This window comes from Polyangium jinanense (assembly GCF_028435365.1).
On the sequence record NZ_JAGTJJ010000097.1, the window covers coordinates 1 to 15,336 of the forward strand.

The 15,336-nt window shown below is 68.5% G+C and carries 11 protein-coding genes and 1 pseudogene; 7 read left to right on the forward strand and 5 right to left on the reverse strand.

Annotated features, from left to right (window positions below; all coding sequences use genetic code 11):
• Positions 1–246: 246 nt before the first annotated feature.
• The 3 genes and pseudogenes from KEG57_RS56380 to KEG57_RS52260 form a co-directional block, all read left to right on the forward strand.
• Positions 247–429, forward strand: a pseudogene (locus tag KEG57_RS56380) (sigma factor-like helix-turn-helix DNA-binding protein); the annotation flags it as partial.
• Between the two features lie 161 nt (positions 430–590).
• Positions 591–1,379, forward strand: coding sequence for a hypothetical protein (locus KEG57_RS52255; RefSeq protein ID WP_272428289.1), 789 nt, complete (start codon positions 591–593; stop codon positions 1,377–1,379).
• A 150-nt stretch (positions 1,380–1,529) separates the two neighbouring features.
• Positions 1,530–2,714 (forward strand): porin, encoded by a 1,185-nt coding sequence (locus KEG57_RS52260; protein ID WP_272428290.1) that lies wholly within the window; start codon positions 1,530–1,532, stop codon positions 2,712–2,714.
• 16 nt (positions 2,715–2,730) lie between these two features.
• On the opposite strand, the gene KEG57_RS52265 is transcribed toward KEG57_RS52260, so the two are convergent.
• Positions 2,731–5,217, reverse strand: a complete 2,487-nt coding sequence (locus tag KEG57_RS52265) for a molybdopterin-containing oxidoreductase family protein (RefSeq protein ID WP_272428291.1) — start codon at positions 5,215–5,217, stop codon at positions 2,731–2,733.
• Between the two features lie 119 nt (positions 5,218–5,336).
• Between KEG57_RS52265 and KEG57_RS52270 the strand changes: the two genes are divergently transcribed.
• Positions 5,337–6,167 carry an ABC transporter substrate-binding protein gene (locus tag KEG57_RS52270; protein ID WP_272428292.1) on the forward strand — a complete coding sequence of 277 codons (831 nt, stop codon included), beginning with the start codon at positions 5,337–5,339 and terminating at the stop codon, positions 6,165–6,167.
• Positions 6,168–6,213: 46 nt separating this feature from the next.
• Entirely contained in the window at positions 6,214–6,984 is a 771-nt protein-coding gene (locus tag KEG57_RS52275; protein WP_272428293.1) for a DUF8817 family protein, read from the forward strand.
• 383 nt (positions 6,985–7,367) lie between these two features.
• On the opposite strand, the gene KEG57_RS52280 is transcribed toward KEG57_RS52275, so the two are convergent.
• From KEG57_RS52280 to KEG57_RS52295, 4 genes are all read right to left on the reverse strand, one after another.
• Positions 7,368–8,354 carry an adenylate/guanylate cyclase domain-containing protein gene (locus KEG57_RS52280; RefSeq protein WP_272428294.1) on the reverse strand — a complete coding sequence of 329 codons (987 nt, stop codon included), beginning with the start codon at positions 8,352–8,354 and terminating at the stop codon, positions 7,368–7,370.
• Between the two features lie 39 nt (positions 8,355–8,393).
• A complete protein-coding gene (locus tag KEG57_RS52285) occupies positions 8,394–10,676 on the reverse strand; it encodes a hybrid sensor histidine kinase/response regulator (RefSeq protein WP_272428295.1) in 2,283 nt (760 codons plus the stop codon).
• A 130-nt stretch (positions 10,677–10,806) separates the two neighbouring features.
• Complete coding sequence (locus tag KEG57_RS52290; RefSeq protein WP_272428296.1) at positions 10,807–11,229, reverse strand: hypothetical protein; 423 nt, start codon at positions 11,227–11,229, stop codon at positions 10,807–10,809.
• A 48-nt stretch (positions 11,230–11,277) separates the two neighbouring features.
• A complete protein-coding gene (locus KEG57_RS52295) occupies positions 11,278–12,051 on the reverse strand; it encodes a YoaK family protein (protein ID WP_272459990.1) in 774 nt (257 codons plus the stop codon).
• Positions 12,052–12,338: 287 nt separating this feature from the next.
• On the opposite strand from KEG57_RS52295, the gene KEG57_RS52300 reads away from it, so the two are divergent.
• A complete protein-coding gene (locus KEG57_RS52300) occupies positions 12,339–13,832 on the forward strand; it encodes a HAMP domain-containing sensor histidine kinase (protein ID WP_272428298.1) in 1,494 nt (497 codons plus the stop codon).
• 17 nt (positions 13,833–13,849) lie between these two features.
• Positions 13,850–15,325, forward strand: coding sequence for a sigma-54-dependent transcriptional regulator (locus KEG57_RS52305; protein WP_272428299.1), 1,476 nt, complete (start codon positions 13,850–13,852; stop codon positions 15,323–15,325).
• Positions 15,326–15,336 lie beyond the last annotated feature (11 nt).

The following is a 15,336-nucleotide window of genomic DNA, read 5'->3' on the forward strand; positions in this document are numbered from 1 at the left end:
GCTCGTCAAACCGCCGCGCCGGGGCGCTGCCCCGGGCCCCGCGGGGGCTGTTCGCCCCTCGACCCGAACCAGGGCAAGCCCTGGACCATTTGGGGAAGAACTGCGCGATGCGCAGTTCTTCCCACAGGCCAGTGGCAAGACCATGGAGGTGCGTTGCGCGCTGGCGGCGGGCAGGTTGTCAGTTGAATCCTCAGCGCCGCGGTTCTTATGGGCAGGGTCGTCGTTGGTCTTGACCTGGCCTGTTCGATGAACTGCGCGGGAGCGCTCCCATTCCAACGTCCCTCGCCGCATTCACGTCCGATCGTGGGTTCTCCCGCGACGAACCAATCCGCACTCGTGGTGCTTTACCTGGAAGGCCGTTCGATCCGGGAGATCGCCGCAGGACTCGGCATCAAGACGAAGACCGCGTACGCCCGCCTCTCCCTCGCCCGACGGCACCTGCAAACGCTCGCGCTCGCCAGATCCGCCTACGCAAGCGCACGCGCACGCGCACGCGCCTCCGCCTCCGCCTTCGCCTCCGCTCCCGACAAGCTCCTTGCCCCGCATCCCCGAGTTGTGGTGTTCCATGGTGCCAGGGAGAAGAACCATTCATGCATCACTCGACATTCACGACCCTCGCAGCCGTCGCCCTGCTCGGCATGCTCTCCGCGTGCGGAGGCGGCACCTCGCCTTCGTCCTCGGGCTCCGGCTCCGGCTCCGGCGCGAGCACCGGCGGCGGGAATGGCGTCGTCGTCGATCGCGGGCCCACGAGCATCTCGCTCGACGGCGATCCCAACGGACTCTTCTGGGATGCCGATACTGCCACACTCTTCATCGCCGACGACAATGGCAATCGGATCCTCTCGTGGACCGATACCCAAGGGCTCGGCCTCGCCGCCGAGCTGCCTCCCGCGCCGCCCGATAGCGCGGGCCTCGGCCAAGTCGTCAAGCTGAAGGACGGCACGCTCGTCGTGCCCAGGTTCGGCGGCGGCACCGCGGGCGACGTCGTGTATGCCAAGCCCGACGGCACGAACGGCGTGGTCCCGAACCTCGATCCCCTCCGCCGCCGCATCGGCCTCACCGTGTCCGAGGACGGCACGTTGTACGATACGTTCTTCGTCGCGATGAACGGCATCAAGCTCGGCAGCGTCGCCAAGCTCGATCTCGCCGGCGCCGAGACCGAAGTCATCACCGGCCTCAAAAAGCCCGTCGGCGTTCTTGCCGCGAAGGGCGACTTCATCGTCACCGAGCAGGAGACCGGCAACGTGCTCCGGGCGCCGATCGCTTCGCCGGATCAGATCGTCGTGATCGCGCAGCTCGTCGGGCCCGATCTGCTGACCGACGGGCCAATGGAACGTTTTTCACCGGCGGCAAGGACGGCAGTGTCCGCCAGATCGTAGCGGCGGCGAGTGGAGCGAATTCGCGAGCGGGTTCCAGGAGGTCCGCGGCGTCGCGTACGACGCGGAAAACCGTCGCCTCTTCCTCGCCGATCACGATGGCATCGAGGAGGACGGCGTGACGCATTTCCTTCGGATCCTGCCGGTCGATTGATGATGCGCCGCGGAATCGCCCTCGTGGCGCTGCTCCTGTCGCCGGCCGTCGCCCGCGCCGAAGGGCCGCGGGTGCAGGCTCTTTTCCAGGGGGACATCGACGCGCGCCTCCACTCCGCCGATCGCGTGGAGGGCGAGGACGGCTTCGCGGTCACCCGCCTCCGCCTCGGCGCGCGCGCCGATTTCACGCCCTGGTTTCACGCCGCCGCGCAGGCCGAATGGGCCCAGGAAAAACCGGCGCAGCTCGACGCTTACGTGTCCTTTCGGCCGTCGGCGTCGTGGGAGCTCTCCCTCGGGGCGCGCAAGACGCCGCTTTTCTCATCGGCGCGCGACGAGCCCGTGTGGATGCTCCCCGTCCCCGAGCGTCCGATGATCGTCCGCGCGCTCTGGCCCGGTCGCGACGTGGGGCTCGAAGTGCACAGGCTGCCCACGCCGTCGCTCCCGCTCGAAGCATGGCTGCGCGTGGGCAATGGGTCGGGCAGCGTGCTCGGCAATGACAACAGCGATTTCGCTGTGGATGCGCGGCTCGACGTGGCGCTCGGGCGCGCGAATCCACAGGCGAAAGGCACGCCGCTCCTCGGCCTGCGCCTCGGCGCCGGGATCCACGCGGAAAGCGCCGAGGATCGGCTCGGCGTCCGGGGCACGACCGCGGACGGGTTCATCTTTTATCGCGTCGCCACGGTCTATGGCCCGCGGTACGTCGCCGAGGCGCACGCGGCCGCGTATCTCGGGCCGGTGCGAATCCTCGGGGAAATCGGGGTCGCCAAGGAGAGCCGCGCCAAGGATACGGACGGCAATCCGGCGACGCCCCGCGTGTCGCAAGATTCCATCCGCTCGCTCGGCGGATTCGTCGAGGCCGCGTGGATGCTGACGGGGCAACGTCGCGCGCCTGGGATATGGCCGACGGAGCGGCCGGGGCGATCCTGGGGAATCGGCGCGCTGGAGCTCGCGGGGCGATTCGAGCGGCTCTCGCTCGGGCAAGGCGCGCGTGACGTCGAGCCCGGCGGGGCCACGAGCGTCTCGGCGGCGATTCGATGGTGGGCGACGCCGTTCTGCGCGGTGTCGGCCGCAGGTTACTTCACGGCGTACGATACGGCGCCGATCGAGGAGCCCGAAACGACGCGGTCGTGGCTCGGCATTCTCCGCGCGACGTTCCACGTGCCGGTGGAAAAGCTCGTGCGCTGAACGAAGGGCAAGAGGCTCAGGCCCGGACCACCCGACAAGCACAACACTTGTACGCCTGCTGTCCGGACAGCGCGTCGAAATGCCGGTCATCGATGAGCACGTTCGCGGGCTCGTACCGCGGCAGGCCGAGATCGTCGCCGACCTTTTGCGCGGGACCGAAAAAATTCGGCACGAAGATCGTGTCCTCGCGAATGCCATCGAAGAGCAGCGCCGTCGCCGTGATCCCGCCCCGCGGGCTCTCCACCCGGATCGCGTCTCCGTCGCGGATGCCCGCCCGCGCTGCCGCGCGCGGGTGAATCTGCACGAGCCGGATCCCGTTCATCAGCTTCCCGGTCTGCGTCCATTGCGTCATCGTCGCGAAATGGACCACGCTCGGCCGGCCGATCATCCCGAGGAGCGGAAACCCCGCGCGCACGCCTTCGTTCGGCGGCACGCCGAGCTTGACCCGCGGCGTGGAGGAGCCGGGATGGAGCGGATTCGGAACCTTCTCGGCGAGGTGCTCGATCGTCGGGACCCCGGCGCCGACCTCCGGGTGCGAATAAAACGGCGGGAGCGCGGCGTGCCCGGCGCGCGCGAGTTTTTCGTGAATCGCCGACGTGAAAATCTCGACCTTTCCGCTCGGCGTGAAGAAACGTTTCCCCGCGTGCCCGAGAGCGCTCGCCACGGACGCCCAGGAGGGATGGTCGAGGTAAAGCGTGCTCGTGCCCGGATGATCCTCGGAAGGGCAAGGCCAACGGAGCGGCTCGGTTCTCTCGCGCAGCCGCTTCGAGGTCATCCCCGCCATGCCCGGCGTGTTCTTGACGAAGACCTCGTCCCAGAGCGTGCGATAATCCTTCCACGCCGCCGGAAGATTGTCTTTCCAGTACGAAGGCGGATTCTTCTTGTCGACCTCGGCCATCGCGTGGGCGAGATCGATCCAGACGTGAATGTCGGGCCGCGCCTCACCGATGGGGTCGATCGCCTTGTCCGACCAGCGAATGGCGCGATCGTCGCGGCGCATGTAGACGCACTCCTGTTCGAGCACGCTCGGGATCGGGAGCACGTAATCGGCGAAGAGCGCGGGCTCCTCCAGGAAGAGGCCCGGATACACGAGAAGCTCGAGCTTTTCGTACGCCGCGCGCACCCGCGCCGCGTTCGCGCCGTCGACGAGCGGGTTTCCCATCAGGAACACGGCGCGCAGACGATACGGATCCTCGTCGAGGATCGCCCGCGGGAACGTGTCGGGCCCGAGCAGTGCGGGCCCCTTCTTCTCCGGGACCTCTCCGCGGATCTTCGGCAAACGGAGATCCCCCGGCCAGGTGTTGTGCATGAAATTGCAGCCGCCACCGGGTTTGCCGATGTTGCCGGTGATCGCCGCGAGGAACGCCATCGCCCGGTAGGTGTGGAACGCGTTCATCTGATGCGAGATCCCCGCATTGCAGAAGATCGCCGCAGGGCGGGCCGTTGCATACGCCTCGGCGAGGGCGCGGATCGTGCTCGCGGGGATGGTCGTCATCCGCTCGCCCCACTCCGGGGAAAACCCTTGCGCCTCGACGTGCTTGACGAGCGCGTCGAACCCGACGACCCACCGCTCGACGAACGCCGCATCGTAGAGCTTCTGCCGGAGGATGTGCGCGAGCATGGCGTACACGAGCGCCATGTCGGTGTGCGGGCGAATGGCGATGTGCTGGTCCGCGAAGGCCGAGGTCGGCGTTTGCCGCGGGTCGACGACGACGAGCTTCGCGCCGGTGTGCGCGCGCGCCCGCAGGAGGTGCTCGAACGTGACGGGGTGCGTCTCGGCCTGGTTCGTGCCGAAGAAAAGGAAAAACTTCGAGCTGCCGAGGTCCTCCTGCCCCGTGATGCCGTCCTTGCCGTAGCCATTGGTAAAATTGCCGAGGCCGAAGGTCCAGGCGAGGGCGTCGCCGCCCGCGTCGTTGCAGACGGGGCCGACATCGGTCGCATTGGGCGAGCCATAGAGATCGAAAAACCGGCCGATGATGGAGCCGACCCCGCGCACGAGCCGCCCCGAGGTCTTGCTGGCGACGCCGGCGGCGCCGGTGGTATCGCGGATCTCGACGAGCTTTTTGGCGATCTCGGCGAGGGCCTGATCCCAGCTGATGGGCTCGAAGCGCGAATCGGGGGAGCCTTTCGCGCCGGAGACGCGCCGGAGCGGCGTACGAATGCGGTGCGGGTTGTAGGCGATCTGCGCCATCATCGGGCCCTTGACGCAGAGGTTGCCGTCTTGGACCGGATCGGCCGTCTCGCCCTTGATGTCGATGATGCGCCCGCCCTTCTTGTGGACCTGGATCCCACAAAGGGAGTTGCAGAACTGGCAAGCGGCGCGAACGATCTGATCGGGCTGAAGCGCCCCGGAGTTCCGGGTGAGATCGAGCGCTGCGCGCGCAGGCTCGGCCGGAGGCGGAGGCGTGGTGGCCTCGCAGCCGGCCACGAAGCCCGCCGCGGCGCTCGTCGCAGCCGACAGCTTGAGGAATCCTCGACGCGAGAGGTTCGAATCGCTGGCCATGTTCCGGACGGGATCATGCGCCGGAGAGCGATCGGAAAACAAGCGTCTTGCGGAGCTTGCCCCCGCGGGCGAACACGAGGGCAGACCGGGCAAACACGAAGTGGTAGAGTCGCCGCGTCATGCACGCGCTGTCACGCCGCTCGTTCGGGTCGCTCTGGGGGCTCTTCTTGCTCGCGCTGTTCTGCCTTTCGTGCGGAAAGCAGCCTGCGGGAGGGCGTGCGCTGCGGCTCGCGACGACGACGAGCTTGAAGGACGCGGGGCTGCTCGACGAGCTGCTCCCCGCGTTCGAGGCGAAGACGGGCTACCGCGTCGAGGTGAATGCGCTCGGCTCCGGCAAGTCGCTCCGCGCGCTGCGCGACGGCACGGTCGACGTGGCCATCACGCACGCGCCTGCCGAGGAGCAAGCCGCGGTCGCCGCAGGCGAGGTGGGGCGGCGGAGCCCGTTCATGCACAACGAGTTCGTGATCGTCGGGCCCGCCGATCAGGTGGGCGTCGTGGCCGGCGCGGGAGACGTCGAGGAGGCGCTGCGACGGATCGCTTCGTCGGGGCGAACGTTCGTGTCACGCGGGGACGACTCGGGGACGAACCAGCGCGAAATGGCGCTGTGGAAGGCCGCGGGGATCGGCGCGAACAGCGCATTCATCGTGCGGGCGAACGCAGGGATGGGCGAGACGCTGGAGCGCGCGTCGGACGACGGCGCGTTCGCGTTGAGTGATCGCGCGACGTTCGTAACCAAGCAGAAGGATCTGAAGCTCTCGATCGTGTTCCAGGGCGACGCGGCGCTGCGGAACACGTATTCCGTGATCGAACCGAAGGCCGGCGGAGGGGCCAATGCCGAGGGGGCGCGAGCGTTCGCGGAGTATCTCCTTTCGGCCGAGGGACGGGCGCTCATCGGCGCGTTCGGCGTGAAGGCCAGCGGGGAGCCGCTGTTCACGCCCGAAGCGCGCTGACGTTGTGCCATCGCCATTGCCATCGGAAAGGTCGGATCGGCGAGCCATGACGAAAGAGGCTACCCATCGTCCCGCCATCGAAGGGAAGGAGACGACGATTCCGCTCCTGCCCTGCGTTTCGCCCGACGAGACGCTCACGTTTTATCGGGCGCTCGGCTTCGAAACCACCTACGAGATGACGAAGCCGTATCTGTATCTGGCGCTGCGCTTCCGTGGATTCGAGCTGCACTTCGGCAAAGGCCCCAAGGGACTGGATCCGAAGGAGGAGAACTCGGGCGGCTGTCTGGTCCTCGTGGACGCCGTGGAGCCCTATCACCGCACGTTCACCGAGGCCCTGCGCGCGAAGTACGGCAAGGTGCTGGCCCGCGGCAGGCCCCGGATCACACGCTTTCGGCCCGGGCAGAGCCGCTTCTCGCTGATCGACCCCTCCGGCAACAACATCATCTTCATCCAGCGGGGCGAGCCGGACCTCGAATACGGCGGATCGAAGGCGCTCTCGGGCCTGGCGAAGGCGCTCGACAATGCCCGCATCCTGCGTGATTTCAAGAACGACGACAAAGCCGCCGCCCGCGTGCTCGACGTCGCGCTCGCGAAATACGGGGCAGAAGCCCAGGTGGAGGACCGGGTGCGAGCCATGGCAGCCCGGATCGAGCTTTCGATTGCGCTGAACGACGCCGCGTCAGGCCAGGCCCTCCACGAGCAACTCCAGGCGCTCCCCCTGTCCGAGGAAGAACGCGACCGCCTGTCCGAGGAGCTGAAGGCCGCGGAGCGGCTGGAGCAGTGGCTTTCGCGCGCCGCGGCGACGCGTCAGGCCTGAGAAGGTGTTCCACAGGTGGGCGCGGGCGCGGGCGCGGGGCGTTGCCCCGCACCCCAGCAGGGGGCTGTCCGCCCCCTGCACCCCGGACCAGGCACGGCCTGGACCGAGGGCCGAGAAACCGCGCGATGCGCGGTTTCTCGGACGGGCCCTGTGGCAAGACCACGAGCGGCGTTGCCAGCCGAGGCGGCAGCGCTGCCTCAGCCTCGAGCAGACACGTCAGCGCTGCGGTTTGGATGGGCAAGGTCGTTGCCGGTCTTGACTCGGCCCGTTTCAAAAACCGCGCATCGCGCAGTTTTTGAACCCCCGGTCCAGGCCGTGCCTGGTCCGGGTCCAGGGGTGGACAACCCCTGGTCGGGGTCCGGGGTGAAACCCCGGCGCTACGCTCAGCCTGATTTCGGTTCGATCGTCGGGGAAGCATTCCCCAGGCTCGCCTCCGGCCGGGCCTTGAATTCGAGCGTCACGGCCTTCGAAAGCCGCACGATCGAGCCGGGTAGGATCGGTGCTTCCTGGTTCGTCTCGACCAACCGCCCGTCCACCTCCGTCGGCTGGCGCGAGACGGGCCGCAGCACGTACCCCTCCTTCGGCTTGCGCCGAAGCTCGAAATGAAACCGGCTCACGAGCTGCTCGAGCTTCTTGTCGGAGAGTGCGAGGACCACGTCGTTCGCACGCATCCCTTCCTCCCCGCGCAGCCGGCCGAAGCTGATGAGGTCTTGCCGCGGCAAAACGAAGGTGTCGCCGGTCTCGCGCACGATCACGCTCCCGGGTAGGCGGTGTTCGTCGCGCCAATCGAAGCGGAAGAGCACGAGCGGTTCCGCATGCCCCCGGACGACCACCGGCGGAACGGGCCAGGCGCGCACGCGCATACCGGGCGGAGACTCGCGCAGGGCCGCCGCCGAGAGGCGCAGCTCGCCTGGCTCCGCCGTCGAGGCGATGCGCGCGCACAGGTTCACCGCGTCGCCCGACACGATCACGCCGTCGGTCAAGACCGGCCCGAAGTGCACGCCGAGCCGCACGACGAGCCGATGATCCCGCGCCCGCGTCTCGTTCTCCCGCGACGCGCGCTCGAGGAACACGACGAGCCCGCCCACGGCGTTTTCGACGTCGGGAAAACAGGTGAACGCGCCGTCGCCCGCGACGTCGACGATCCGCCCCCCGAACGGCTGGATCGATTCCGCCAGGAGATCGTGGTGGAGCTGCTGCAGCGCCCTTCCTGCCTCGTCGCCGAAACGCGCGAAATACGCCGTCGACCCGACAATGTCGGTGAAACCGAGGGCGAGCGGCTTCTCGAACCGCCGCGTGAGGACCTGCGAGAGCTGGGTCTGGAGCCGGATGATTTCCGTCAGGCTCATCGCGTCGAAGTCGAGCTTCATCGTGGGCGAAACCAGGGTACCCCGAAAGATCCGTCCCGCCTAGCTCTTTGGAAGGCTGTGCGCGCTGGTGCTCGCCCCGACCGACGCGAGGATCGCGTCCAGCTTGACGAGATCGACGGGCTTCACCAGGTGAGCGGAAAAACCCGCCTCCTTCGTTCGTCGGCGGTCCTCGTCGTGGCCGTACCCCGTCAGCGCGACGAGAATCGCCTGGCCCTGGTCGGGGTCCTGGCGAAGCCTTCGGGCGACCTCGTACCCGTTCATTCCAGGCAAACCGATATCGAGCAAGACGACCTCCGGCCGAAACGTCCGCGCCGCTTCCAGCGCCGCAGGGCCGTCGTGCACCGTGTGGACCTCGTGCCCCGCGATGCGCAGCAGCATTGAAAGACTCTCCGCGACGTCGGGATTGTCGTCCACGAGCAGAATGCGGCGGGACGCCGTGGGGTGGCTCGCGGCCGATGCCCCCGCGCCCGCTTGCGGCTTCGCCTCCGGCAAGATCGGCAGGCGGACGATGAACTCGCTCCCCTTCCCTCGCCCCTCGCTGCGGGCTTCGACCGTGCCGCCGTGCATCTCGGCGATGTTCTTCACCAGCGTCAACCCGATGCCGAGGCCACCCTCCGACCGGGCTAGCGAGCGATCCACCTGCGTGAAGAGATCGAAGACCCGCGTGAGCATTTCCTGGGGAATGCCAATGCCCGTGTCCCGCACCCGAATGGAAACCGTATCCCCCGCCCGTTCGACGGCAATCGTGATGTGCCCCCGCTCTTCCGTGTACTTGGCCGCGTTCGTCAGGAGGTTTTCGATCATCTGCGTGAGCCGCGTCGGATCGGCGTAAACCCAGACCGGCTCGGTCGGCAATTCGATCGCAATCTCGTGCTTGCGCGCGTCGAGCAGCGGCCTCGCCGTCTCGAGGGCGCGCCAGACGATCGGCGCGACGTCCACCCGCCCCTTCTGCAGCTTGATTTTGCCGCTCGTGATGCGACTGACGTCGAGCAGATCGTCGACGAGCCGGCTCATGTGCTGGACCTGGCGCTCGATGATCGCCGTGGATCGCTCGATCCTCGGATCGGCCATGCCGACGAGCCGGAGGATCTGGGCGGCATTCCGGATCGGCGCGAGGGGATTGCGCAGCTCGTGGGCGAGCATGGCCAAAAATTCGTCCTTGCGGCGATCGGCCTCGCGGAGCGCCTGCTCGGCCTCCTTGCGGGCCGTCACGTCCATGAAAATGCCCTCCCACATGATCTGACCCGTCGACAAGCGGCGGGGAGCCGAGCGGCAATGAACCCAGACGATGCTGCCCCAGCGCGTCCACAATCGACTCTCGCAATCGAGCGTGGCGAGGCCACGGAGAGCGGCGTCCTCCAGCTCGAGGATGCGGGGGCGGTCGTCCGCGTGAATCTGGTCATAAAGGGCTGAGGCGTCCGCCAGGATCTCGGCGGGCGTGACGCCGATGAGCGGCTCGATGCCCGCGCTGATATAAAGAAATCGCCTGTGCCCCGTGGGTTCGGCCAGGAGCTGGTAGATCGCTCCCCGCGGCAGGTTGTCGCTGAGGGTCCGCAGCCGCTCCTCGGTCTCGCGCAGGGCATTCCGCGCCAGCTGGGACTCGGTGACATTGACGATGGCCGCGACGAACCCCGTGACCCGGCCTTCGTCGTCGAACTCCGGGTCGTACGCGCACCGCATGATCTGCGTGCCCTGGGCGCCCTCGTACGTGACCTCGACCTCGAACTCGACCCGCTCGCCGCGGAGGACGGCCTCCACGTGCGGCTCGATGGAGGCGTATGCAGCTTCGCCGAGGACGTCGCGGATGGTTTGGCCAGCGACCTCGCTCGGCGTGCGATGCAAGCGGGCCGCGTAAGGCCTGTTGACGTACTTGTAACGGCGATCCGCGTCGCAGTGGGCGATCAAGACGGGGACGTGGTTGGTCAGGAGCTCGAGCTGCCGCTCCCGTTCGCGGTCCGCCTCCTCGAGCCGCTTCACGTCGGTGCGGTCCCGCATGATCTTGGCGAAGCCGCGGAGGTTTCCGCTCTCGTCCCAGAGCGGCGTTTCGACGCCGGCCGACCAGAACCGCGTGCCATCCTTGCGGACGTGCCAGCGGTCGTCGCCCCCGCGGCCGCTCCTCGAGGCCTGGTCGCGCTCGAGCTCGGGCGTGCCGGTCCGGACGTCCTCCGGCGTAAAGAAAATGTCGGATGATTGGCCGAGGACCTCGTCCTCGCGATAGCCGAGGAGCCGCTCGGCACCCTTGCTCCAACTCAGGACGATGCCGTGCGGATCGGTGATGAAAACGGCGTAATCGACGACGTTCTCGGCGAGGAGCCGGAACATCTCGCCTTCCCACGCCCTCCTGTCCGCTCGCTCGGGTTCGGTCACGAAGCCCCGCCCTGCATGTAATGCGGAGCGGCGTGGACGGTCAGGACGCGTGGCGGGAAAGGAGCGCGCGGGCGGGCGGGGCTCTTTACGCCTCGACCTCGAGCGCGTCGTCTCCGCTCGCGCGCTTCGCCCGGAATGCCGCGGTCTTCGTGGCCGCCACGCGCCGCGCGGCGTCCTCCGCCAAACCCTGCGCGAGCGCCGTTCGTTCGATTTCCTGGCGGAACGCGCGCAGCGCCAGGATCCGGCTCGTCACGGACACGAGCACGGCGAGCGCGAGGAAGACGATCATGAAGGTCGTCGAGATCTGCCAGACGGCGAGCGCGGTCGCCGCGAAGAAGCAAACGGCCGAGAGCAGGCGCGATTGCTGGATCATCTGGGCGTGGATGCCCTGGGCGCGCGCCACCACGAGCTCGGCATTCACGAGCGCGGCCTTCTCGCTCTTCGCGGCTCGCTCCGGGCGCGCGAATGCCAATTCCTCTCGCGTCTGGTAATTCGGCAACGACGTCATGAATTCCTCGCTCGTGCTATCGTGACAGTTCTTCTCAATGGATGATTTCTATGCAATGCGGTGACCGCGGCTCAGCGCCGGCTCCCGTGTGGAGGGCGTATCGACGCTCATGCCCGGGATGAAGCTCAGCACGGTCGCCGTCATGATGAACGCCCCCGGGATCAGGAACGCGAGATAACCGCCGGCGCGCACGGCGGGCACCATCAGGGCCGCGCCCGACGCGAATGCGATGATCTTCGACCCGCGCAGCATCGCGCCCTGGAGCGCCGTGCGCCGGGCCTCGCCGTCCATGGCAAAGGAGCTCGCGAGCTGCACGCCGAGCTCCGTCGCCGGGCCCGTCATGTGCGTCGTGCGAACGGCGCCGCCCGTGGCCGTGGAGACCGTCGCATTCTGCAGCCCCATGGCGAAACTCAGGAGCGACAGGAGCAAGAAGTCCCTGGGCTGCTCGACGGACGTGCCAAACTGCCCGAAGAGCCCCGCATGGCCCGAGATCGCGACGCCCGCGAGCATGGTCGACACGAAGATCAGCGGCGCGGCGTGCAGCGGCGGCTTGCCGCGCTGGTGGCGCCGCTGCAGCACGATCACCGACGACATGGCGCCTGCGATGAAGCAGAGCACCACGAGCCCATATTCGGCCATCAGGCCCCAGAGCCCCGCGTCGATGCCGAGCTGGGTCGTCAGGCCCGTGACATGCGTGACGAATCGCTGGCAGGCGAGAAAAGCGCCTGCATTGACGCTCCCCGCGGCGAGCGCGAGCAAGACCCAGCTCGGCGCGTGGCGCATCGAGAAAATCGTGGGAGGTGTGTGAAGCGCGACCGACATCAACATCCCTTCGTTGCGAGTTTCCTCGGTGGTGACTCCTCGGACCCGGAGCGGATGTTCACGGAGCGTGCCAGCAGCGGATCACCCGCGAAACACGGGGAGCTCCGGGCGTGATCGCAGTCTCTCGTCGGGCCGCACCGACGCAGGATCGACGGCCCTCACCGACAGTGTCGGGGATCGGCGACAATGGCGCGGCGTCGCGCGCCGTGTCAGCTCATGCCCGGCACGATCCATCACGATCCACGAATTCCCAGCTCTCGCCCTTTTTTCATATCCGGAGCTCCTCGATGCGGCTCGTCTCGCGGCTCGTTCTCTCGCACGCGCTTCCCGTCGGCCTCATGGTCTGCGCGCTCGTCGTCATGCTCGGCTCGCTCGCGCAGATCAGCTCGTCGCTCAAGGAAGTGCGTGACGCAGAGCTCGGCTCGCTGAACACGGAAGAGGCCGTCCACCGCGCCGCCTGGGCCGTCGAGATCGCCGTGCGGCACGGCGCCGTGGACTGCGAGCACGGTCGCTCCTCCGAGGACGCCGCGCGGGTCATCCAGCAGCGCCTGCGGGATCTCAACGCCGTGCTCGAGTCCGCGGAAAAACCCGTGCGCGAGATCATGCTGGAGCCGGTCCGCGACTACCAGGCGCTCGCGACCCGCGTCTCCTCGGGCGACACGTGCGCCCACCTCCTCACGACCACCACGCGGCTCGAGCGCGAGCGGCTCGACGAGAAGCTCACGGACGCCTGGATCTCGCGCATGTTCGAGCTCCACTCCGCGCTCCTCCGCAAGGACGAGGAGTCGGGCCGCGCCGCCGGATCGGCGCTGTCGAGCGGCATCGTGCTCGCGCTCGTGGCGTGCGTCGTGGCGGTCCTGCTCGCGCAGCGGATCGCACGCACGGTGACGCAGCCGCTCGCGTCGCTCTCGTCGAGCGTGCGCAGCGTGGGACGCGGTGACTTCACGGTCACGATCGAGGCGCAAGGCCCGCGCGAGGTGTACGAGCTCGCCGAGGAGATGGAGGTGATGCGCCGCCGCCTCGCCGAGCTCGAATCGCTCAAGCAGGGATTTCTAGCGTCGGTCTCGCACGAGATGCGCACGCCGCTCACGAAGATCCGCGAGGCGCTCTCGCTCCTGGCCGACGGCGCGGGCGGCAAGCTGAACGAGCGTCAGGGGCGTATCGTGCAGATCGCGCAGCTCGCCTGCGAGCGCGAGATCCGCACCGTGACCACGCTCCTCGATCTCTCGCGCCTGCGCGCCGGCGTGCCCCTGCAACGCAAGCCCGGCGCCTCCGTCGACGAGGTCGTCTGGAGCGCGGTCCGCGACGAGGACATCGAGGCACGCGAGCGCGGCGTCACGGTGGACGTCGAGACGCCCGGCGAGGCGGCCAAGGCCTACCTCGACACGGTGCTCGTCGAGCGGGCCATCGCGAACATCGTGCGCAACGCCGTCGCCGTCTCCAAGAAGGGCCAGCACGTGCGGGTCCGCCGCGATCTCGTGCCCGAAGGCCCCAGCGGGCTCGCCGGAACGTGGGCCCAGATCAGCGTCGCCGACCAGGGTCCGGGCATCCCGCCGGAGATCCGCTCGGTCATCTTCGACGCGTTCGTGACGCACAGCGTGGACAGTTCGCCGAAGCGCGTGGGCATCGGGCTCGGCCTCGCGCTCGCTCGCGAAATCGTGCGGGCGCACGGGGGCGACATCGAGGCCTCGGACGACCCGGCGGGCGGGGCGGTATTCCGCATGTGGCTTCCCCTCGACGAAGCCGCGCCGTCGCCCCACGCCCTGCCCGCGCACGTGTGATAAAACCCGACGAACACATGCGGAAGGACGAGCCCGACACCACCCCGCGGCCGCACATCCTCGTCATCGACGACGAGCCCCACCTCTGCGAGCTGCTCGCCTACCGGCTGGAGCACCACGGCTACCGCGTGAGCGCGGAGCTCTCGGTCCGCGGCGGAATGGAGGCGCTGGAGCAAGGCAACATCGACGCGATTATCCTCGACCTGCGCCTCGAAGACGGCGACGGCATGGAGGTGCTCGGCGAGGTGCAGAAACGCTCGCCCGATCTGCCGGTCATCATCCTGACGGCCCACGGCACGATCGAGACGGCGGTGCTCGCGATCCAGCGGGGCGCGTACGGATTTCTGACGAAGCCGTTCCAGGATTACGAGCTGCTCCAGAAGCTCGCGCACGCGATCGAGAGCGGGCGGCTCAAGCGCGAAGTGGCGGGCCTCCGGCGCATCGTGGGGGACGCGTCGAGCGACATCCGTCTGCTCGGGACGAGCGAGAGCATCGCGGCCGTGCGCGAGCGGATCGCGCGCGTTGCGCCCGCGGACGCGACCATCCTCCTGCTCGGCGAGTCCGGCACGGGCAAGGAGCTCGCGGCGCGGTCGCTGCACGCGCTCTCGGCGCGCAAGGGGCGTCCGTTCGTCGCCGTGAACTGCGGGGCGCTGCCGGCGGAGCTCCTGGAGAGCGAGCTCTTCGGGCACGTGCGCGGCGCGTTCACGGGCGCGAGCCGCGACAAGGACGGCCTCTTCGCGGCGGCGCGCGGGGGCACGCTCCTGCTCGACGAGATCGGCGAGGCCCCGGCGCCGGTCCAGGTAAAACTGCTCCGCGTGCTCCAGGAGAAGCGTTTTTCGAAGGTCGGATCGGCGACCGAGGAAGACGCGGACGTGCGCATCGTGGCCGCGACGAACCGCGATCTACGCGCCGAGGTCGCCGCGGGGCGCTTCCGCGAGGACCTTTTTTACCGGCTGCACGTGGTGCCGATCGTCATGCCGCCGCTCCGCGAGCGCAAGGACGACATCCCGCTGCTCGCCGAGCTCTTCCTGCGCCGAGCGGCCGCGCGGTACGGCCTCGCCGAGCCGTATCTCTCGCCCGAGGCGATGCGCGTGCTGCTCGCCCATTCGTGGCCGGGCAACGTCCGCGAGCTCGCGAACGTCATGGAAGGCGCCATTTTGCTTTGTCAGGACGAACGCATTCGCCCGCAGCACATTCTCGCGACGCTGGCGACGCCCGCCCGGCCGCCCACGCCGATTACGAGCGAGGCGCCGGCCGAGTCGGCCGAGGAGGAGCCGCCGCTCGGGCTCGCGGTGCTCGGCGGCGATCCCGAGGCCCCGCTGCCGCCGCTGCGCGCCGCGCGGGACTCGTTCGAGCGCGCGTATCTCGTCGAGGCGCTGCGCCGCGCCGGCGGCAACGTCAGCGCCGCGGCCAAGCTCGCAGGGCGCAATCGCACCGACTTCCACGACTTGCTCCGTAAGCACGGCCTCTCGGGCGCCGATTTCAAGGCATGATCTTCGCGCGG

Excerpts from the sequence above, each read along its gene's own strand:
- KEG57_RS52285 (WP_272428295.1), bottom strand. The coding sequence starts at position 10,676 with ATGTTCCGGCTCCTCGCCGAGAACGTCGTCGATTACGCCGTTTTCATC.
- KEG57_RS52300 (WP_272428298.1), top strand. The coding sequence starts at position 12,339 with ATGCGGCTCGTCTCGCGGCTCGTTCTCTCGCACGCGCTTCCCGTCGGC.
- KEG57_RS52275 (WP_272428293.1), top strand. The coding sequence starts at position 6,214 with ATGACGAAAGAGGCTACCCATCGTCCCGCCATCGAAGGGAAGGAGACG.
- KEG57_RS52290 (WP_272428296.1), bottom strand. The coding sequence starts at position 11,229 with ATGACGTCGTTGCCGAATTACCAGACGCGAGAGGAATTGGCATTCGCG.
- KEG57_RS52270 (WP_272428292.1), top strand. The coding sequence starts at position 5,337 with ATGCACGCGCTGTCACGCCGCTCGTTCGGGTCGCTCTGGGGGCTCTTC.
- KEG57_RS52265 (WP_272428291.1), bottom strand. The coding sequence starts at position 5,217 with ATGGCCAGCGATTCGAACCTCTCGCGTCGAGGATTCCTCAAGCTGTCG.
- KEG57_RS52255 (WP_272428289.1), top strand. The coding sequence starts at position 591 with ATGCATCACTCGACATTCACGACCCTCGCAGCCGTCGCCCTGCTCGGC.
- KEG57_RS52305 (WP_272428299.1), top strand. The coding sequence starts at position 13,850 with ATGCGGAAGGACGAGCCCGACACCACCCCGCGGCCGCACATCCTCGTC.
- KEG57_RS52260 (WP_272428290.1), top strand. The coding sequence starts at position 1,530 with ATGATGCGCCGCGGAATCGCCCTCGTGGCGCTGCTCCTGTCGCCGGCC.
- KEG57_RS52280 (WP_272428294.1), bottom strand. The coding sequence starts at position 8,354 with ATGAAGCTCGACTTCGACGCGATGAGCCTGACGGAAATCATCCGGCTC.
- KEG57_RS52295 (WP_272459990.1), bottom strand. The coding sequence starts at position 12,051 with ATGTCGGTCGCGCTTCACACACCTCCCACGATTTTCTCGATGCGCCAC.